Raw genomic sequence first — 21,290 nt, forward strand, 5'->3', positions numbered from 1 at the left:
GGGCGCCTTGTCATTCTCGAAGCGTCGTGAGCGCGCTTAGCCGGCCTTGTGTTGCTCGGCCAGATAGAGCCAGGTGTCGACGACCGTATCCGGGTTGAGGGATACAGAGTCGATGCCCTGTTCGACCAGCCAGGCGGCGAAGTCCGGGTGATCGGACGGGCCCTGGCCGCAGATCCCCACATACTTGCCGGCCTTGCGGGCAGCCTGGATGGCCATGGACAACAGTGCCTTGACCGCCTCGTTGCGCTCATCGAACAGGTGGGCGATGAGGCCGGAATCCCGGTCCAGACCCAGGGTCAACTGGGTCATGTCGTTTGAGCCGATGGAGAAGCCGTCGAAGTGCTCGAGGAACTTGTCCGCCAACAGCGCATTGGAGGGCAGTTCACACATCATGATGACCTTGAGGCCCCGCTCGCCACGGCGCAGACCGTTCTCCGCCAGGATCTCCACCACCTGCTCCGCTTCACCGACTGTGCGCACGAAGGGGATCATCACCTCGACGTTGGTCAGGCCCATCACATCCCGTACCCGCTTCATCGCCTCGCACTCCAGGGCGAAGCAGGGGCGGAAGCTGTCGGCGATGTAGCGGGAGGCGCCACGGAAACCGATCATCGGGTTCTCCTCGTGAGGCTCGTAACCTCGACCCCCCACCAGGTTGGCGTACTCGTTGGACTTGAAGTCCGACATCCGCACGATGACCCGCTCCGGCCAGAAGGCGGCCGCCAGGGTGGCGATGCCTTCGGTCAGCTTGGCGACGTAGAACTCCCGGGGGCTGTCGTAGCCCGCGATCATCTTGCTGATGGTGGCCTTGAGCTCAGGAGTCTGCTTGTCAAACTCCAGCAGCGCCTTGGGGTGGACCCCTATCATGCGGTTGATGATGAACTCGAGGCGAGCCAGACCCACACCGGCGTTGGGCAACTGCGCGAAGTCAAAGGCGCGGTCCGGGTTGCCGACGTTCATCATCACCTTGATGGGCAGGCGCGGCATGTTGCCCACCTCGGTCACCGCCACGTCGAAGTCGAGCTCGCCGTCATAGATGAAGCCGGTGTCCCCTTCGGCGCAAGAGACGGTGATGAGGCGACCATCCTCGATGTGGTCGGTGGCGTTGCCGCAACCCACCACGGCCGGGATCCCCAGTTCACGGGCGATGATGGCGGCGTGACAGGTGCGGCCACCACGGTTGGTGACGATGGCGGAGGCCCGCTTCATGATGGGTTCCCAGTCCGGATCCGTCATGTCGGTGACCAGCACATCACCGGGCTGTACTTCATCCATCTGGCTGATGGAGGAGATGACCCGCGCCGGGCCCGAGCCAATCTTGTGGCCGATGGCGCGCCCTTCGATCAGCACCTTGCCGGATTGTTTGAGGGCAAAACGCTCAAGCGTGTTCGCCTCCTGGCGGCTGCGCACCGTCTCTGGACGGGCCTGGACGATGTAGAGCTGACCGTCCTGACCGTCTTTGGCCCACTCGATGTCCATCGGGCGGCCATAGTGTCGCTCGATGATGAGGGCCTGCTTGGCCAGCGCCATCACCTCTTCATCGGTGATGCAGAAGCGGTTGCGCTCGGCATCCAGGGTGTCGACGATCTTCACCTGGCGGCCGTGACCGGCATCATCCGAGTAGGTCATCTTGATGAGCTTGGAACCGAGCGTCTTGCGCACCACCGCAGGGCGGCCGGCCTTGAGGGTCGGTTTGTGGACGTAGAATTCATCCGGGTTCACTGCCCCCTGCACCACCATTTCGCCCAGTCCCTGGGCACCGGTGATGAAGACCACGTCATTGAAGCCGGATTCGGTATCCAGGGTGAACATGACGCCGGAGGCGGCGAGATCCGAGCGCACCATGCGCTGTACCCCGGCCGAGAGCGCCACCCCCTTGTGATCGTACCCCTGATGCACCCGGTAGGAGATGGCGCGATCGTTGAACAGGGAGGCAAACACATGCTTGATGGCAACCATGACGGCGTCGATGCCGCGCACGTTGAGGAAGGTCTCCTGCTGGCCGGCGAAGGAGGCATCCGGCATGTCCTCGGCGGTGGCGGAAGAGCGCACCGCAAAGGAAGCCTCGAGACCCGCGCTCAGCTTGTCGTAGGCTGCACGCACGGCCTGTTCCAGCGCGGGCTGGAACGGCGCTTCCACGACCCAGTCACGGATCTGTTGACCGGCCTTGTTGAGGGCGGCGATGTCGTCCACGTCCAGGCTGTCGAGCAAGTCGTGGATCTTGCCGTTGAGACCGCTTAACTCCAGAAACTCGTTAAACGCAAAGGCGGTGGTCGCAAACCCGCCGGGCACGGACACGCCGGCACCGGCGAGGTTGCTGATCATCTCGCCAAGGGACGCATTCTTGCCGCCAACGCGCTCTACATCCTGCATTCCGAGCTGTTCGTACCAGAGTACGTACTGTTGCATTTGCATGTCTCCAGGTTGGTGGGCCAGGGTGCCAAGCACCTGCTGTGCCAAATCATGTGTTTTTGTATGTGTGTGTTGCCAACGACCATGAAAACGTTTTCTACTTATTGTCAAAAAAATCCCCACGCAAGATTTGGGGATGGTCGTTTGACACAGACATTCTACAATGGCGACACAAAAAGGTAACGACTCAGGTTTGCAAGCGAGTTCACAACTTGGCAACGGCAGACCGGTTGACAAAACGGGTATGGTTTCGAGAGATACTTAAATCATCCTCCCCTGCCCTCGCACTTCACAGGAGTTCCCAGTGCACACCGTATTCTATGTATCCGACGGCACCGCCATCACCGCCGAAGTGTTCGGTCATGCCGTGCTGAGCCAGTTTCCCCTGGCGTTCGAGCAGGTCACCATTCCCTTCGTGGAGACCCAGGAGAAGGCCCGCCAGGTGCGGATGCGCATCGACGAGCAGTTTCGCCAGACCGGGGTGCGTCCCATCCTGTTTCACACCATCGTCGATCAGCAGGTGCGCGACGAAGTGCTCAAGGCCCAGGCCAGCAGCCACGACTTTCTCAACACCTTCGTGAGTCCGTTGGAGCAGGAGCTCGGGATCAAGGCCGAGCCCAGGCTGCACCGCACCCATGGCATGGAAAACCGCAAGCTGTATGACGATCGCATCGAGGCGGTAAACTTCGCCCTCACCAACGACGATGGCATCACCACCCGGGAGTATGACGAGGCAGACATCATCCTCATCGGGGTGTCGCGCTGCGGCAAGACGCCGACCAGCCTCTATCTGGCGCTGCAGTTTGGCATCCGCGCCGCCAACTACCCCTTCATCGAACAGGACATGGGCTCACTCGATCTGCCCACCCCCCTCAAGGCCAATCGCCACAAGCTGTTCGGCCTCACCATCGCGCCCCAGCGGCTGCACGAGATCCGCAACCAGCGCCGGGCCAACAGCCGCTATTCATCCCTTGAGCAGTGCGAGCAGGAGCTGGCGAGCGTGGAGCGGCTGTTCCGCCAGGAGGCGATCCGCTTCCTCGATACCAGTTCTCACTCGGTGGAGGAGATCAGCGCCAAGATCCTGGAGGCAACCGGATTACGCCGCCAACTGTGCTGACGCATCAATCAATTGCGGAATAAAATGCCAACCACCATGTTGGTGGCAATATAAATGAACAGAAAAATGAGAGAGACACAGTGTCCACAGCGCGGGTCAGCACTGTGCCGCGTCAAAAAATCCCTTATGGCAGGGGATCCGCACCCGGCTTGTTGAGCTCCTTGTTGTTCATCAACCAGCCGTGGAGGGTCAGCAACCCCGTCCCCTTGCGTACCCGCTCACTCAACCAGCAGGCGGGGAGCAACCCGGCCCCGGCGGCCAGCGTCAGTACCATGGCGATGTTGGCCACCAGATAGTCCGCCCCCTGCCAGCCCCATACCATGAGGCAGGCCGCCGCCATGGTCAGCAACATGGGGGAGAGCCAGATCCCGAACCAGAGTGCGGCCATGACGAGCCCGCCGACAACTTTCTCTATCATATGAGTCCCTTTTATAGAAAAGAGACAATTGCTCACAAACATCAAAATCCGTCAATACCGCCACGCCCAACTGCTCACCAAACCATCAATCACTTCAAAAACCCCATTCCAGATCATAAAAACCCTGCGTAAAGCCGGAATTGGCAGCCGAAACCAAGGAAAACAGGTGCATGAACGGGTGTTTATCATTATTCTGCTCGGGTTGATAGCCGCTACAAAAAACCGAAGGCGGCAATACGTAACGAAATTAATACGGTTTTTGTCATGTTTTCGGCACGACGTGCTGATCCGGCCCACAGGATGCGGGCCGTCTGGCACGATGAAAACCGCGTGACCTCAGCGACCTAAGGAAGGAAGAATGAATCTTCAGCAAGACGGTGAAGAGCTCAAGCGCGGCCTGAAAAACCGCCATATCCAGCTCATCGCATTGGGCGGTGCCATCGGTACCGGCCTGTTTCTCGGCATTGCCGACACCATCAAGATGGCGGGCCCCGCCGTGTTGCTGGGCTACGCCATCGGTGGCTTCATCGCCTTCCTCATCATGCGCCAGCTCGGCGAGATGGTGGTGGAAGAGCCGGTCGCCGGCTCCTTCAGCCACTTCGCCTACAAGTATTGGGGTGACTTCGCCGGGTTCGCCTCCGGCTGGAACTACTGGGTGCTCTATGTGCTGGTGAGCATGGCCGAGCTGACCGCGGTCGGTATCTATGTGCAGTACTGGTGGCCCGAGATCCCGACCTGGATGTCGGCGGCCTTCTTCTTCGTGCTGATCAACGCCATCAACCTCTCCAACGTCAAGGCGTTCGGCGAGATGGAGTTCTGGTTCGCCATCATCAAGGTCGTGGCCATCCTCGGCATGATAGGGTTCGGCGGCTACCTGCTGTTCTCCGGCGCCGGTGGCCCCGAAGCCACCGTCAGCAACCTCTGGGCCCAGGGCGGTTTCTTCCCGCACGGCGTCGGTGGTCTGGTGATGGCCATGGCCTTCATCATGTTCTCCTTCGGCGGCCTTGAACTGGTCGGTATCACGGCGGCGGAAGCGGACAACCCCGAGAAGAGCATCCCCAAGGCCACCAACCAGGTGATCTACCGCATCCTCATCTTCTATATCGGTGCCCTGACCGTGCTGCTCTCCCTCTACCCCTGGGGCAAGGTGGTCGAAGGTGGCAGTCCGTTCGTGATGATCTTCCACGCCCTGGACAGCAACCTGGTGGCCAACGTGCTGAACCTGGTGGTGCTGACCGCCGCGCTGTCCGTCTACAACAGCTGTGTCTACTGCAACAGCCGCATGCTGTTTGGCCTCGCCAAGCAAGGCAACGCCCCCAAGACGCTGCTCAAGACCAACAAGCGCGGGGTGCCGCTGACCGCCATCACCATCTCCGCCGCCGCCACCCTGCTGTGCGTGCTGATCAACTACCTGATCCCGGGCAAGGCCTTTGGCCTGCTGATGTCCCTGGTGGTCTCGGCGCTGGTCATCAACTGGGCCATGATAAGCTTGGCGCACCTGAAGTTCCGCAAGGTCAAGGCCGCCGAGGGGGTCACTCCCAAGTTCAAGGCACTGTGGAGCCCGTTTGGCAACTATCTCTGCCTCGCCTTCATGGCCGCCATTCTGGTGATCATGTACATGAACGACGGCACCCGCATCTCGGTCGAACTGATCCCGGCCTGGGTGCTGCTACTCGGTATCGGCTACCTGCTCAAGCAGAAGAGCCAGCGCAGAGTGGCCGCCAACCTCGGTTGAGCTCCCCCCTCCCCATGAAAAATGCCGGTCGATGACCGGCATTTTTTTCATCGGTGGCGCCCCGCCACCTCATCGGGACAGCTCTTGGTACGCCGCATCGGAGACAGGCTCCAGCCACTCGTTGCTCGCCCCTTCGGCCGGCACTTCGATGGCCAGGTGTGCAAACCAGCTGTCGGCACTGGCCCCGTGCCAGTGCTTGGCACCCGCCGCGATATGGACCACATCCCCCGCCGCCAGCGCACGGGGAGCCTGGCCCCACTCCTGGTACCACCCTCGCCCACCGGTCACGATCAGGATCTGCCCGCCTTGGTGGTGAACATGCCAGTGGTTGCGACAGCCCGGCTCAAACACCACGTTGCCGATGGTGACGCCCTGGGTGGAGAGCATCGCCAGATAACTGGTGCCGGTGAAATACTGGGCATAGGCCTCGTTCCTGGCCCCTTTGGGGAAGAGCCCGTTCCCGTCAAATTCAGTGTTCATCGTTTTTCCTCGCCAGACTCTGCGTCTCCCGTCTGCTGACTCGCCAGCAGCTCATTGAGCACCGCCTCGGCATTGCGACCCATCTCATCCCCGCAGCTTGCCTTCAGGGTACTCACGTATCCCCGCAGCTGTGCCACGGTCCACCCAGTGTTCAGACTCATCGCAAGATGGCTCTTCAGCTGGCTGTTGACCCCTGTCATGGCGGCGAGCGCCCCTATGGTTGCCAGCTCCCGGGTCTGCCAGTCGAGCACATCTCGCTGGAAGATATCCCCGAAGAGATGGGACTTGAGAAAGCCGTCGATGGCCGGGGCAAACGCGAACAGTGCCCCCGTCACGGGCTGACCCACCAGTCGAGTCTGGTTGCGGGTCCCTTCCACCAGAGCGTCCCACGCTTCGGGATGAGGGGTGGCTTCTCTGCCCACCTCGTCTGTCAGGCCTTGTTGCTGGCGCTGCGCCAGGACAGCCATGAAAGTCGAGAGCGCGTTCAGACTCCGGGGGAATCCGGCATAGGCATAGAGCTGCACCAGGATTTCCTTGATGCCGTTGATGGTCATGCCCACATCCAGCCCATGGTGTAGCGCCGTGTCGAGCGCAGCCATGTCACCCTTTGCGGTGAATGCCGCGATGGGGATCATCGCCTGTTGTTGCTCACTCAAGGGATTGCTCATCATCTCACCTCCAGACAGGGTTCAACGCTGGGCGGCGCGCTGCAGCCATCCCAACAACGGCAGTGTAGAGAAAGGCAGATTGGATGATAATATGGGCAAATCAACACACACCTGTGCAGATAACTCACCAATCATGACCAAAGAGAAACTCGGCGATCTCCAGGCTTTCGTGACGGTGGCGAGAGAGCGCAGCTTCACCCGGGCGGCCACCCTGCTTGGTGTCTCCCGCTCGGCCCTCAGCCATACCTTGCTCTCCCTCGAGGATCGCCTCGGCGTACGCTTGCTGACCCGCACGACACGCAGCGTCTCCCCGACCGACGCGGGTCACCGTCTGATGAGCGTGCTGGCCCCCCGGCTGGACGAAATTGAATCCGAACTGGCTACCTTGCGCGCCGCCAGTGACAAACCCGCCGGCTCGGTACGCATCACCGCCAACGATCACGCCATCTCGACCGTGCTATTGCCCCGTCTGCAGCCGCTGTTGAGGGAGCACCCGGATATCCGGGTGGAGTTCAGCATGGATTACGAGCTGACGGATATCGCGGCCAGGCAGTTCGATGCGGGGGTACGGATGGGGGATCAGGTCGACAAGGACATGATTGCCGTGCGCATGACACCGGATATCCGGATGGCGGTGGTGGCAACCCCTGCCTATCTCTTCGGCAAGGATCCCATCATCGAGCCCCGGGACCTCATGGCACATAACTGCATCAACCTGCGGCTGCCGACCCGGGGTTCTCTCTATGGGTGGGAGTTTGAGCAGGATAATCACCCTCTTTGCGTGCAAGTGGCGGGACAAACGGTGTTCAACAATACCTTCTTGATGATCCAGGCGGCCCGGGAGGGTTGTGGCATTGCCTATGTCCCAAGCGATCTGGTCGCAAAGGAGGTGGCATCCGGCGAGCTGGTTTCGCTGCTGACCGACTGGTGCCCGCTATTTCCGGGCTATTACCTCTATTATCCCAGCCGTAAACACCTTCCCGTGGCGTTTGAACTCGTCATCGATGCCCTGCGCTGGCACAAGCGGGGCTGATCCCCAGATTTGCGGACTCGGCATCAGATAGCATCGCGCCCTCGGCCCTCTCCTCCCCGCCTGAGTGTTTATCCGCTGACATGGCCCGCCAGAAACAACAAGCCCGAGGGATGAGCCTCGGGCTTGGTATAGGAAGAACAGGCATTCAGGCTGGGTCATCACTCCAGCAGGAAGACGGCTTCCACGTTGTCCGTGATGCTGATCTGCTGCTGTTGGTAGCTGTTCTCCACCATATCGGCGGACGGCGCAGCGGCGGCCTTCATGGCCCGGCTGTACACCGGTACCGGCGAGCTGTTGCGATACTCGACGCTGTAGACCTTGCCCAGCTTCATGCCAAAGGCTTTTGCCAAGGATTCCGCCTTGCTGGTGGCATCGGCCACGGCGCCAAGGCGGGCCTGCTCCTTGATGATCTGCGGGGACTTGAGACCGTATTCAATCTGGGAGACGGATTCCAGACCGGCCTTGAGCGCGGTATCCATCAGCTGGCTCAGCTTGTCGAGCTGATAGAGCTTGACCGAGAGCTGGCGCTGGGCACGATAACCCACCATCTCCGGCTGCTTGTTCTGGGGGTATTGATACTCGGGGGAGATCACCAGATTGCCGGCCTCCACGTCGCTGCGCTTGATGCCAAGGCTCTCCAGCTGGCCAAAGAAGGCGGCCACCTTGGTATCCACCTGCTGCTTGGCCTTGATGCCCTGCTTCTCCAGCGCGGTCACGGCGACATTGAGGGTCAGCATGTCGGGCTCGGCCTTCTGCTCGGCATAACCGCTGACTACCAGATGCGGCGCCTGGGGCACTTCAATGGCAAACAGGGGGGCACTGACAACCAGGGCAGACAGGGTAAGAAGGGGACGCCACATAGAAAAAAACCTCAATCGATTGGATTGAGGTCATTATGCCCATCGCCGAATGAGATTCAAATATCGTGCAAGGGGGGGAGCTGCTCCAACACCTGATTGGTCATGTCGATATTGATGCTGATCTCGCCATTCAGGGAACCATGCGGGCTCACCGCGACCACAGATGCCGGTGCACCAAGCAGTTCATCTTCTTCGAAGTGGAAGGCGTCCCACGACAGAACGTGACCTTGCGGTGGAGACATGGGTTCGGAAGCCGTCACTACCGCCAGCGAATGCCAGTCGAGTTCATCCTCCTGGCCGAGCAAGCCGTGCAAGGCATTGTCACTCAAGCTCGAGAGGGCATACTCCTGTTGCCCCCACTCATGACCAACCAGCACCACCATGTGAGGCATGGGAACACTCTCCACCGGGCTGAAGCTGATGCTGGACGCGGCAAAATCCACGTTGAGGGACCCTGCCACCTCACCGTCTTCCGTCTCCAGCTCCAGGCCATTGAGCCTGTCACCCGTCATCGACGCCTGATAGCCAAAGCGGCCGGAGCAGACGATGTTGTCCTGCCCATCCCAGCTATAGCGAATGCCATCGATGTCGACCCAATTGAATGACTGCATGGTGACTCTCTCCCGATATTGCCGCTATCTTATCCGCCCTCGCCATCAAATAACAGGGACCGGGCAAGCCCGGCCCCCACGGTTTGATTATGGATCAACCTTGAGATTGCCCTGGGTCAGCAAGTCCTGGATGATCTGCTGATCCGTTCTGGTCGAGTTGACAGTGAAATCCACGTTATCAAAGAAGATGGTATGGGTCGTGCTGCCACTCCCCGAGCCATCCAGATCGATCGTCAGAGTCGACTTGTTGCTGCCCGGGCCAGATGCAAAGGTCAGGTACTGATCCAGGTTCGCTGCGTTGGAGTGTTCCCCGCTCAGCAGTTCACTCAAGTCCAGTACATCCCCATTAGCCCCAGTGGTGAAGTCCTTGATGGTGTCTGTACCGCCAGCATCTCCCGCCATCCACTTGAAGGTATCCTTGCCAGTGCCGCCGGTCAGGGTGTCACTGCCAGTACCACCGATCAGCAGATCATCACCTCCGCCACCAATCAAGATGTCGTCACCCGCCAGACCACTGAGGATGTTGGCATTGCCATCCCCGGTCAGGCTGTCGTTGAACATGGAGCCCACCAGGTTTTCCATGTTGCTCAGACTGTCGGTCCCAGCCCCGCCAGTAACCTGATTGTTGCCATTGACAGTGACCGTAACGCCTACGCCCCCCGTGATATCGATGTAGCTGGCAGTGTCGTTGCCCGCGCCACCATCCAGAGTATCGTTACCCGCACCACCAACCAGGATGTCATTACCCTCACCTCCATTCAGGGTGTCGTTGCCGGCACCACCGAGCAAGATGTCGTTGCCGGCATTGCCGTTGATGGTGTCGTTGCCACTCCCGCCAATCAGGATCTCGTCGAGGTAACCCCCGGTGAGCGTCGAGCCACTCTGCACATCCACGAATACCTTGGCTGTATCCGAGGTCGTGCTGTTGGTGTAGTTGAACGACCCATCGTAGAGGCTGGGTGTGGCATTACCCGTACCATCATCGAACGTCACCGAGCCCGCATTGTCGGTGATTGTGCCACCGACCGCGCCTGAGACCCCCGTGAGCGTCTGGGTCGCGGCAAGTGGTCCCGTATCGTTGGCAAGCAGCGCCCAATCCGGGATGGTCGATGGATCCTGATTGGTGACGATGAAGTCGTCGCGCACCACTGTAGGACCGATCGCGGGGTTCACGATGAGGGACAAGGTGCTGGACGCAGTGTCTCCATCGTTATCGATCACACTGTAACCGATGACTTGGTTGATCCCTCCCACCGGAATGGATGACGGTGGCGTATAGGTATACAGACCGTTATCCATGTCAATTTTGAAGGTGCCACCGGCCAGCGTGATTGACCATTCGTTGGTGCTTGTATCGAAGGTACCGGCCGACGTCCCGCCAGTCACACCCGAAACATCGGTCTTCTGGTTGTAGGTATAAGTGACACCCCCAACTGTAATCGCATTGATCCAGCCGCCATCTGCCCCCGTGCTCGCCGTCACACCATCGATCAGTTGCCCGGACAGTGGCGGAGCCACCACTGTGCTGAGCAATGTAGCCGCCAGCTGGCTGAAGTCGGTCACCACCACGGCGGAGGTGTTGGCAGAGCTTGCACCGGTCACACCGTTGTAAGCAATGGGATCCAGTGCCGACTGGGTAGCCCCTGATCCCATCCCGAGAGCAAACGAGTTGATGTTGTTCGCCTTCAGGAAATCGGTCCAGTCCTTCTCGTTGGCTGTACTGATGCCATTCCCATCACCGAAGCTGTTCGAACCATCGGGAACAGTCGCGGAGTTGCTGACGTTGTTTGCATTGGGCAAGCCATCCGACATGAAGTAGGAGACGTTTTGTGCCCCGACAATCTTGTTGTTTGCCGCGAAGGCATTGATGGCATCGTTCAGCGCATCATCGTAGTTGGTCGAGTCTGTCGGTGACAGCCCAAGAATGATGGCTTTGGCTGCATCGACAGTGACCCAGGTACCTGTCGGGTTGGCGGCCATGGTGGCGAAGGTGATGATGTTGACCATCACATTACCGTAGGCATCATATTTGTCGAGCAGCTCCAGTGCCGACTTCTGCATGACCTGCATTCTGCTCATGCCTTGATATCCCGATGGATCGCCCATACTGCCGGAGATATCGAGGATCAGCATCAGGTTCGTGTTCTGGACCTGAGTCGCCTGGCCAGCATTAATAGTCCCAGTGGCGATCGGTGCATCATCGCTGATGACTACCTGCAGGGAACCAGTGCCTGTATCGCCACTGGCATCCGTGGCGGACACCACATAGCTCAGACCATTGGCCGTGTCAGCATTGCCCTGCACATTGTGGGTGAGGATGTTGTCTTTCAGGGTATAGGTGTAATTCACCGTGAACACACCCGAGACAGGGCCGCTCACCCCAGTCACGACCAGAGTCCCTTGCGTGTCATTAATCAAGGTTTGGCTGCCGCCACCGGCCAGATTGTAAGTCTGACCTCCTATGGTCAGCGCCGTGAGGTTCTCACCCTGAGTATTGATGCTGAAGCTTCCATTGAAGATCTCGGAGTTTCCACTGGCCGCAGTGCCGGCAGGCTCACCGACGCGTGCTGGCAGCCCCTCTTCATCGACGGTCGCATTACCGATAGTCAGCACGGGGATACGGGTATCTTGAACAAGATTAATGCTCAACTGAGCTAAATCATTGTCACCATCACCATCCGTAATCTGGTAGGTGAAGGTTTCACTCGTAATATTGCTCGGAATCGAAGCCGTTTTCAGGGTATAGGTGTAGCTTCCATCGGACTTAATCACCAGATTGCCGTATGTACCACTGATCAGAACACCCGCAGCGGTAACTGTTGCAAGTGCACCACCCGCCCCTTCCAGTCCCGTACGTGCGCCAGTCACGGCCATCCCAGCGGCTACCGTATCGGCACCAATAGCGTCAGCTACGCCATCAGTTATATTGCTGTCCGAGCCCCCCCCCCCTGTGAATACGTTGCCGTCGGCCACATTACCAAAACCCTCCTTGACACTGTCGCTATCGTCTACCGCCAGCGGCGTGTCATCGATGATCCGGATCTGCAGGTCCACCGAGGTGGATGTCACCCCACTCACCCCGGTCACCGTGATGTCATTGCCGATGTCATCGAAATAGCCGATGCCCGCCGGCGGGGTCAGCACGTTGTCGGACAAGGTATAGGTGTACCCCACCGTCGCACTCTTGCCATCCGGCGCCAGCACGAAGCTGGTGATGTCGAGCAGGCCATAACCGGTGTTGATGTCTTGTGGCAACGAGCCACCGGGCACGAAGGTATGGCCCAGCACGGTCACGCTGGCCACTCCGTCCGTGGCGGACACCTGGAAGGTACCGCTCACCGCTTCCCGGGTATCGCTGTTCACTGCCGGGTCGGACAGCTCAGTGCGGCCATCCACCAGGGCGGTTTCATAGACGGTGGTGGTCGTACCGCCCGCCGCCTGCACGGTCACGGTCTGGCTGTCATCCGCCCCCTTCACCGTGATGGTCAGCTTGGTGCTGCTTTGGTCACCATCTGCATCCGCCATGGTGTAGTTCAGGGTGTAGGTCTGGTTGAAGGACGCCCCCAACGCCTGGGTCGCCGGGCGGCTGTTGTCCAGCACATAGCTCCAGTCACCGGTAGTCGGATTTCGAACCAGGGTACCGTAGCTGTTCAGGGCCGCGACGGCGGCCGCATCGGCACCCCAGCTGACAAACACGGCTGGCGTGTCGGCACCGACGGCATCATTGGTGAGCACATTGCCGCTCAGGCTACCGGCACCATCCTCGGTGACCGTGCCACCCGCGTCATTGGCTGCCAGCGGCGTGTCATCGATGATCCGGATCTGCAGGTCCACCGAGGTGGATGTCACCCCACTCACCCCGGTCACCGTGATGTCATTGCCGATGTCATCGAAATAGCCGATGCCCGCCGGCGGGGTCAGCACGTTGTCGGACAAGGTATAGGTGTACCCCACCGTCGCACTCTTGCCATCCGGCGCCAGCACGAAGCTGGTGATGTCGAGCAGGCCATAACCGGTGTTGATGTCTTGTGGCAACGAGCCACCGGGCACGAAGGTATGGCCCAGCACGGTCACGCTGGCCACCCCGTCCGTGGCGGACACCTGGAAGGTACCGCTCACTGCTTCCCGGGTATCGCTGTTCACTGCCGGGTCGGACAGCTCAGTGCGGCCATCCACCAGGGCGGTTTCATAGACGGCGGTGGTCGTACCGCCCGCCGCCTGCACGGTCACGGTCTGGCTGTCATCCGCCCCCTTCACCGTGATGGTCAGCGTGGCGCTGCTTTGGTCACCATCTGCATCCGCCATGGTGTAGTTCAGGGTGTAGGTCTGATTGAAGGACGCCCCCAACGCCTGGGTCGCCGGGCGGCTGTTGTCCAGCACATAGCTCCAGTCACCGGTAGTCGGATTTCGAACCAGGGTACCGTAGCTATTCAGGGCCGCGACGGTGGCCGCATCGGCACCCCAGCTGACAAACACGGCTGGCGTGTCGGCACCGACTGCATCATTGGTGAGCACATTGCCGCTCAGGCTACCGGCACCATCCTCGGTGACCGTGCCACCCGCGTCATTGGCTGCCAGCGGCGTGTCATCGATGATCCGGATCTGCAGGTCCACCGAGGTGGATGTCGCCCCACTCACCCCGGTCACCGTGATGTCATTGCCGATGTCATCGAAATAGCCGATGCCCGCCGGCGGGGTCAGCACGTTGTCGGACAAGGTATAGGTGTACCCCACCGTCGCACTCTTGCCATCCGGCGCCAGCACGAAGCTGGTGATGTCGAGCAGGCCATAACCGGTGTTGATGTCTTGTGGCAACGAGCCACCGGGCACGAAGGTATGGCCCAGCACGGTCACGCTGGCCACCCCGTCCGTGGCGGACACCTGGAAGGTACCGCTCACCGCTTCCCGGGTATCGCTGTTCACTGCCGGGTCGGACAGCTCAGTGCGGCCATCCACCAGGGCGGTTTCATAGACGGTGGTGGTCGTACCGCCCGCCGCCTGCACGGTCACGGTCTGGCTGTCATCCGCCCCCTTCACCGTGATGGTCAGCTTGGCAATGCTCTCGTCCCCATCCGCATCCTTCATGGTGTACCAGACGTCGTAGCTCTGGTTGAACCCCGACCCCAGCGCCTGGGTCGCCGGGCGGCTGTTGTCCAGCGCATAGGTCCAGCTGCCGTCGCCGTTTTGCACGAAGCTGCCATAGGTATTCAGGGAGGCTACTGCCGAGCCGTTGTTGTGACCGGTCGCACTCCAGCCCACGAAGGCGGCCGGGGTATCCGCACCGGAGGCATCGTTGCTCAGCACGTTACCGCCCAGGCTGCCCGCCACATCTTCGGTGACGCTGCCGCCGTGTTCATTGTTTGCTTTGGGCACGTCATCTTCCACATGGATGAGGAAGCTGCCGGCCAGGGTGCCACTGCCACCCGTCGCCTTCAGGATACTGGTGAAATCCAGGGTCAGCAGTTCGCTGTCATCGCCATTACCCAGCGGATGATCCAGCGATTTGACCAGGTTGAACTGATAGCTGCCATTTGAACCAACCTGGAGCGTGAACACCGTCGCCCCATTGGCGGTGGCAGTCAGGGTGTTGCCGACAACCGTATAGACCAACACTACGCCACCAGAGCTGGCCGCAGTCACGCCGCTGGTGTTGGTATTGAGGCTGATGGTTGCGGAGTTATCCGGGCCGACGATCAGTGCTGCCACGCTGCCGCTGACACTGCTGGTGACGCCATCGCTGTCGGTGATGCCAGTGGGCAGCTCATCCTCATCCACATAACCTTCCACCGACCCCACATCCTCGACATAGAGGTGCAGGGTTGCCGTGGCCGGATCGCCATCCTTGTCGATGATGGTGTATTGGAAGTCTTCGGTCAGATCGCCATTCACATTGGCGGGGGCCTGATAGCTCCATGCACCGGTGGAGAAGTTGAAGCTCAGCTTGCCACCCGCAGGGGTGGTCACGGCGGTCAACTGCTGATCCCCATCGAGTACACCATCCCAGCTGTAGGTGATCGCACCAATCTTGATGGACTGGATATAGCCCGGACCATCGGCGCCATAGGCATCGTCATCCCCGCCCCCAACCACATTGTTGGAACCATTGAGTACGTTGCCTTGCACCAGACCGCCAATCACCTGGTTGAGCAGGGTATCGACCAGATCGCCGAAGTTGTTCACCCGCAGCGGGGTATTGTTCGGGCCTGCGTCCACGTCGACATCTTGTAGACGGGCATCGATGATGCCATTGCCAATCCCTATGGTGGTGACAGTGATACCGTTGTTGTCGACGAAATTGTTCCAACTGGTCGCCACCGAGCTGGTAAGCGAGGTGTCACCCGGGCCGGTTTGTTCGTTGGGGTTGCCATCGCTGATGAAGACCACTTGGTTGTTCCACCCCGAGATCGGGGTATAGGAGGCAATGGTCTCTTCGATGGCATCGGTAAAGTCGGTGTTACCGTCAAAGGGACGTACGCCACCGGGCTCCTGCGGGTTCAAGGAGTTCACCAAGGCTGTGAAGGCCGCTACGTTATCGACCGCCTCATAAGCATGGGAATCGCCGGAGAACGCCACTATCTGGATCTTGACCTGACCGCCCGAGGTGTTGAACAGGGTCTGCCCGGCGGTACGCACCGCATCGAGCATGGCGTTCAGTTCGTTGTTATCTATGCTGCCGCTGAAATCGAGTACAAACACCATGTTGATATTCTGGGACTGCCCGGCAAGCACGGTGGCATAGTCATCTTGGGCCACCGGAATATCATCCTGCACATCGACAACAAATGAGCCTTTAGGGAAGCTCGGCGCCTTGTCGCCATCCCCGTCGGTCGCAACCAGCACCCCGGAGAAATCGATGGGCACGGGCAGCAGTTCATTGTCGCCGTTGGGCAACCCTTCCTTGACGGGATGATCCAGTGGTCCCTTCAGGGTGAAGGTGTAATCGCCATCGGCGGCCACCGTCAGGGTGAAGATAACCGTCCCCCCGGCCGAGGCCGTCAGCACATTGCCCACCACGTTGTAGCTCAGCGCCATACCACCGCTGCTCAGTCCTTGCGCGGTCAGGGAGCTGACATTGGTGGAGAGGCTGAATGCACCGGGGCCGTCTGCCCCGAAGTTCACCAGGGTATTGAGGGAACCCGTAGTATCGCTGGCCGTGGTGGTCTGCCCGGCATTTTCATGATTGCCCTCGTGGGGCGCCCCCCCAGCCAGCGTCAGCGCATCTTCCTGTACCTGTACTCTGATGCCACCACCTTGCAGATCCCGCAGCTGCGGGCCATCGTCCTCGAAACTGAACACCTTGCCTGCCCCCAGATCCAGGCTGGCCTTGGCGCTGTCGCCATCGGCATCGGTTACCGTTTGTTCCAGCGTCAGGATACCGCTCTTGAGCGTCAGGCTGACGCTGTCATCCGAACTGGTGGTGTTGCCGTGCCAGACATTGTCCAGCAAGGTCAGGGTCACCGCCCCCGTGACAGGATCGACGGTCAGGGTGAAGTAGTTCACTCCGTTGGCGCTGCCGGTGATGACGTTGCCAGACTGGTTCAGCAGGATCTGTACCCCCTGACCGTTGGCGGCAGAGGGATTTACTGCATAGAGGCCACTCGCCACGTTGCTGCCACTGAGTACCAGGTTGTAGCCGACGCTGCCGGCACCATCGGCACCGAACACATGACTGAACTGGCCTTGCACTGCGGCTGCGGTCAGGGTAGCACTCGCGATCCCGTCACTATACGCGCCGCCCAGGGCGGGCAAGCTTTCATCCACTGTAGCTGACAGGCGTGGGGCCCCCTCTGTCAGGCAAACGGTCGGGCCGTCATCCTCAAAGCGGAACACGCCACCGGCCCCCAGATCCACGCTTGCTTTTGCACTGTCACCATCGGCATCAGTCACGGTCTGCACCAGGGTCAGGATGCCACTCTTGAGGGTCAGGCTGACGCTGTCGTCATGATTGCCGGTATCACCATGCCAGACGTTGTCCAGCAAGGTCAGGGTTACGGCACCGCTGGCGGGATTGATGGTCAGGGTGAAATAGTCCACACCGTTGGCACTGCCGGTGATGACATTGCCAGACTGGTTCAGCAGGATCTGAGCCCCCTGACCGTTGGCGGCAGAAGGGTTGACTGCATAGAGGCCACTCGCCACATTGCTGCCACTGAGCGCCAGGCTATAGCCGATGCTACCGGCACCATCGGCACCAAAGGCATGGCTGAACTGAGCTTGCACCGTCGCGGCTGCCAGAGTAGCACTGACAATGCCGTCGTTGTATGCACCGCCCAGAGTCGGCAGGCTTTCATCGACCTTCACGACCCCGAGGCTTGGCCCCTCGGCAGCCAGGCAGACGGTCGGACCGTCATCCTCGAATTGGAAGGTGCCATTCACACCCAGATCCACGCTTGCCTTGGCGCTGTCACCATCGGCATCGGTAACTGTCTGCACCAGGGTCAAGACGCCGCTGTTCAGGGTCAGGCTGACACTGTCATCGGGATTGCTGGTGTTGCCGTGCCAGACGTTGTCCAACAATGTCAGAGTCACGGCGCCGCTGGCGGGATCGATGGTGAGGGTGAAATAGCTCACCCCGTTGGCACTGCCGGTGATGACATTACCAGACTGGTTCAGCAGGATCTGGGCCCCCTGACCGTTGGTAACAGAGGGATCGACTGCATAGAGGCCGCTAGCCACGTTGCTACCACTGAGCGCCAGGCTGTAGCCGATACGACCGGCGCCATCGGCACCGAAGGCATGGTTAAATTGTGCTTGCACCGTCACGGCTGCCAGAGTCGCGCTCACAACGCCATCGTTGTATGCACCGCCCAGGGCCGGCAGGCTCTCGTCCACCTTGACAGTCCCGAGGCTCGGGGCTTCGTCAACCAGGCAGACGGTCGGGCCGTCATCCTCGAATTGGAAGGTGCCATTCACACCCAGATCCAGGCTGGCCTTGGCGCTGTCGCCATCGGCGTCGGTGACTGTCTGCACCAGGGTCAGCACGCCGCTCTCCAGGGTCAGACTGACGCTGTCATCCGGGTTGCTGGTGTTGCCGTGCCAGACATTGTCCAACAGCTTCAGGGTCACGGCGCCGCTGGCCGGATCGATCGTCAGGGTAAAGTAGCTCACCCCGTTGGCGCTGCCGGTGATGACGTTGCCTACTTGGTTCAGCAGGATCTGCGTCCCCTGGCCGTTGGCGGCAGAGGGATCGACTGCATAGAGGCCGCTCGCCACATTGCTGCCACTGAGCGCCAGACTGTAGCCGATACTGCCAGCTCCATCAGCGCCGAATGCCGCATTGAACTGCCCCTGCACGGCGGCCGCCGCCAGGGTCGCACTGGCCACGCCATCATTGTATGCACCACCCAAGGCAGGCAGGCTCTCATCCACGGTGACAGAACCCAGACGCGGGGCCTCGCTGGCCGGTCCTGTGGTCGGGCCATCATCTTCGAAACGGAAGGTACCGTTGGCCCCCAGATCCAGACTGGCCTTGGCGCTGTCGCCATCGGCATCGGTCACGGTCTGCACCAGGGTCAGGATGCCACTCTCCAGGGTCAGGCTGACACTGTCGTCATGATTGCCGGTATCGCCATGCCAGACGTTATCCAGCAAGTTCAGAGTCACGGCACCACTGGCGGGATCGATGGTGAGGGTGAAATAGCTCACCCCGTTGGCACTGCCGGTGATGACATTGCCCACCTGGTTGAGCAGGATCTGGGCCCCTTGACCGTTGGCTGCAGAGGGATCAACGGCATAGAGGCCGCTGGCTACGTTGCCGCCATTGAGCATCAAGCTGTAACTGATATTGCCCGCCCCATCGGCGCCGAAGGCATGACTGAACTGGGACTGCACGGCCGCCCCCGTCAGGGTCGCACTGGCGATACCGTCATTGCCGGCACCACCCAGTGCAGGCAGACTTTCATCGACCGTCACGAATCCGGGGCGCTGGAACTCGGGGGCCAGACCAGACGTCGGGCCATCGTCTTCAAAGCGGAACACGCCACTCGCCCCCAGATCCAGGCTGGCCTTGGCACTGTCACCATCGGAGTCGGTCACCGTCTGCACCAGCGTCAAGATGCCACTGCCGAGGGTCAGGCTGATGCTGTCATCATTGCTGCTGGTATCCCCTTGCCAGATATTGTCCAACAGGGTCAGGGTCACGGCGCCAGTGGCAGGGTTGATGATCAGGGTGAAATAACTCACCCCGTTGGCGCTGCCAGTGATGACATTGCCGACCTGGTTGAGCACGATTTGGGTACCCTGACCATTGGCGGCTTGCGGATCGACCGCATAGAGACCACTCGCCACATTGTTGCCACCAAGAGAGAGTCTGTAGCCGATACTGCCCGCCCCGTCAGCCCCGAAGGCATGGCTAAACTGGGCCTGCACCACGGAGGCCGCCAGCGTCACGCTGGCAACGCCGTCGTTGTCCGCACCGCCCAGTTGCGGCAGGCTCTCGTCCACGCTGAGCACACCCAGCTCGGCAGAACCTGGCACCACAGACACACTCGGCACGTCATCGAGGATCACCACATCCAGGCTGGCGCTGGTACTGTCACCGTCGCTGTCCGTCAACACGACCCCGAAGCTCTCGGTCAGCGCCGTGTCATTGGCTGGCTGGGTGTGAGACTCATTGTCGCTCAGGGTATAGCTGTAGGTGACGCTACCGGCACCGGTCACCGGGTTGTAACTGATACCGGTCACCAGCAGCTGGTTGCCCAGCGGGCTTGGGATGGTCTGCGGGAAATTGGTGATGACCTGACCATTGCTGATGAGCGTCACTCCACCCAGGGTCAGGCTCTGGATCCCGTCGGCCGCATTGAAGGTAAAGGTACCGCCCTTGGTCAAAGCCGTGGCATCCGGCGCACTGCCATCGGCCAGGGCGGCTTCATTGAGGAGAAGCTCGCCCCCCTCCACCGCCAACCCGCCGAGAGAGACCCCTTCATCCACCGGAGTGATGGTGATGATGAGCGTCGAAGGATTGGTATCGGCCCCATCCGTGACGATGTAATCGGCCGGGGGAACCGGGCCCGTATAGTTGAGGGCCGGAGTGAAGGTATAGGTCCCATCGGCATTGATGATCAGCGTGCCTATCCCGTCCAGTGTGGTTGCCACCCCGGCTGGCACGCCGATGTTGTTGCCCCAGCTATAGGTGAGGATCGACACCCCAAAGGGACCATCCGGGTTGCTGCTGTTGGCAAGCAGGTCACCGCTGACGGACTGATCTTCCTGCGTCACGGCGAACTCATCCAGATCGTCGAGTTGGTTGTCAGGCAGCAGATCATCTGCTTGTACCGGATTTTGCCCGGCAGCCGCGTCATGGCTGGTATCAAATCCCGCGCTAGCAATGGTGGCATCGCCAATGCGGTCGATGACGACAAAACCGCCATTGCCGCTGGCACCGGCTACCCCGCCAATCCCGCCGCCACCACCGGCGGCCGGAGCGCCGCCCGCTGCCGCAGCTTCGAAGTTCTTGGTCGGGTCAACCCCTTCCAGTATGGATTTTTGCAATGCGGCGATTTCCGGCGAGACATCCTTGTTCTCGGCCGATGAGGAAGGATCTCCCTGTGCTGGAACATCCGTGGGGGCTGGGGCCTCTGGCGCAACATTGGGGCCGTCATTATAAGGAGCCAGCATCAGCTTGGCGTCGTCGGCGATGTTGAGTTTGGCCCCTGGCTGCAATATCTCTCCGGGCTGGAGGAGACGACTGCTGCCATCGGCCAGCAGGATCTGAACATTGCCTTCTACGGATGAGACGACGACGGTCTTGTCGATGATTTGGGTACGCATATCCATTGCTCCAGGGTGACAAATCTTGATGCATACACCTTAGATTTCCCCCCCGTCGGCTTCCGTTGCAAAAATGTACTGATTTGAAACTGTTCACCCCACTCTGATGCAGCGAATCGAATGGTGCGTTTTTACACAAACAAATCAATACATTAACAAATCGATATCTACCCCATTCATCAATGCC

10 protein-coding genes are annotated in these 21,290 nt (G+C 60.2%); 3 read left to right on the forward strand and 7 right to left on the reverse strand.

Annotated elements, in window-relative coordinates; genetic code table 11:
• Positions 1-36: 36 nt before the first annotated feature.
• Positions 37-2,409, reverse strand: a complete 2,373-nt coding sequence (ppsA, locus tag ACW5W7_RS05650) for a phosphoenolpyruvate synthase (RefSeq protein WP_456501055.1) — start codon at positions 2,407-2,409, stop codon at positions 37-39.
• Between the two features lie 307 nt (positions 2,410-2,716).
• Here ppsA and ppsR point away from each other — a divergent pair, with 307 nt between their 5' ends.
• Positions 2,717-3,529, forward strand: a complete 813-nt coding sequence (gene ppsR, locus ACW5W7_RS05655) for a posphoenolpyruvate synthetase regulatory kinase/phosphorylase PpsR (protein ID WP_349918321.1) — start codon at positions 2,717-2,719, stop codon at positions 3,527-3,529.
• 124 nt (positions 3,530-3,653) lie between these two features.
• Here the strand turns inward: ppsR and ACW5W7_RS05660 are convergent, their stop codons facing one another.
• On the reverse strand, positions 3,654-3,947 hold the full coding sequence (locus tag ACW5W7_RS05660; protein ID WP_456501056.1) for a hypothetical protein: 294 nt from the start codon (positions 3,945-3,947) through the stop codon (positions 3,654-3,656).
• A 358-nt stretch (positions 3,948-4,305) separates the two neighbouring features.
• Between ACW5W7_RS05660 and ACW5W7_RS05665 the strand changes: the two genes are divergently transcribed.
• Complete coding sequence (locus ACW5W7_RS05665) at positions 4,306-5,682, forward strand: amino acid permease (protein WP_456501057.1); 1,377 nt, start codon at positions 4,306-4,308, stop codon at positions 5,680-5,682.
• Between the two features lie 69 nt (positions 5,683-5,751).
• Here ACW5W7_RS05665 and ACW5W7_RS05670 read toward each other — a convergent pair whose 3' ends face one another.
• Both ACW5W7_RS05670 and ACW5W7_RS05675 read right to left on the reverse strand, forming a co-directional pair.
• The gene (locus ACW5W7_RS05670) at positions 5,752-6,162 is read right to left on the reverse strand and encodes a cupin domain-containing protein (protein WP_456501058.1); all 411 of its coding nucleotides are present in this window, start codon (positions 6,160-6,162) and stop codon (positions 5,752-5,754) included.
• The gene (locus ACW5W7_RS05675) at positions 6,159-6,833 is read right to left on the reverse strand and encodes a carboxymuconolactone decarboxylase family protein (RefSeq protein WP_456501059.1); all 675 of its coding nucleotides are present in this window, start codon (positions 6,831-6,833) and stop codon (positions 6,159-6,161) included. Before ACW5W7_RS05675 ends, ACW5W7_RS05670 begins: the two co-directional genes overlap by 4 nt.
• Positions 6,834-6,963: 130 nt before the next feature.
• Here ACW5W7_RS05675 and ACW5W7_RS05680 point away from each other — a divergent pair, with 130 nt between their 5' ends.
• Positions 6,964-7,863 carry a LysR family transcriptional regulator gene (locus ACW5W7_RS05680; RefSeq protein ID WP_456501060.1) on the forward strand — a complete coding sequence of 300 codons (900 nt, stop codon included), beginning with the start codon at positions 6,964-6,966 and terminating at the stop codon, positions 7,861-7,863.
• A gap of 158 nt (positions 7,864-8,021) precedes the next feature.
• Here ACW5W7_RS05680 and ACW5W7_RS05685 read toward each other — a convergent pair whose 3' ends face one another.
• From ACW5W7_RS05685 to ACW5W7_RS05695, 3 genes are all read right to left on the reverse strand, one after another.
• Positions 8,022-8,723 carry an SIMPL domain-containing protein gene (locus tag ACW5W7_RS05685; RefSeq protein ID WP_349918328.1) on the reverse strand — a complete coding sequence of 234 codons (702 nt, stop codon included), beginning with the start codon at positions 8,721-8,723 and terminating at the stop codon, positions 8,022-8,024.
• A 56-nt stretch (positions 8,724-8,779) separates the two neighbouring features.
• A complete protein-coding gene (locus ACW5W7_RS05690; protein WP_456501061.1) occupies positions 8,780-9,334 on the reverse strand; it encodes a hypothetical protein in 555 nt (184 codons plus the stop codon).
• An 87-nt stretch (positions 9,335-9,421) separates the two neighbouring features.
• On the reverse strand, positions 9,422-21,103 hold the full coding sequence (locus ACW5W7_RS05695; protein ID WP_456501062.1) for a retention module-containing protein: 11,682 nt from the start codon (positions 21,101-21,103) through the stop codon (positions 9,422-9,424).
• Positions 21,104-21,290: the final 187 nt, after the last annotated feature.

The sequence above is a fragment of the Aeromonas intestinalis genome, assembly GCF_054052485.1.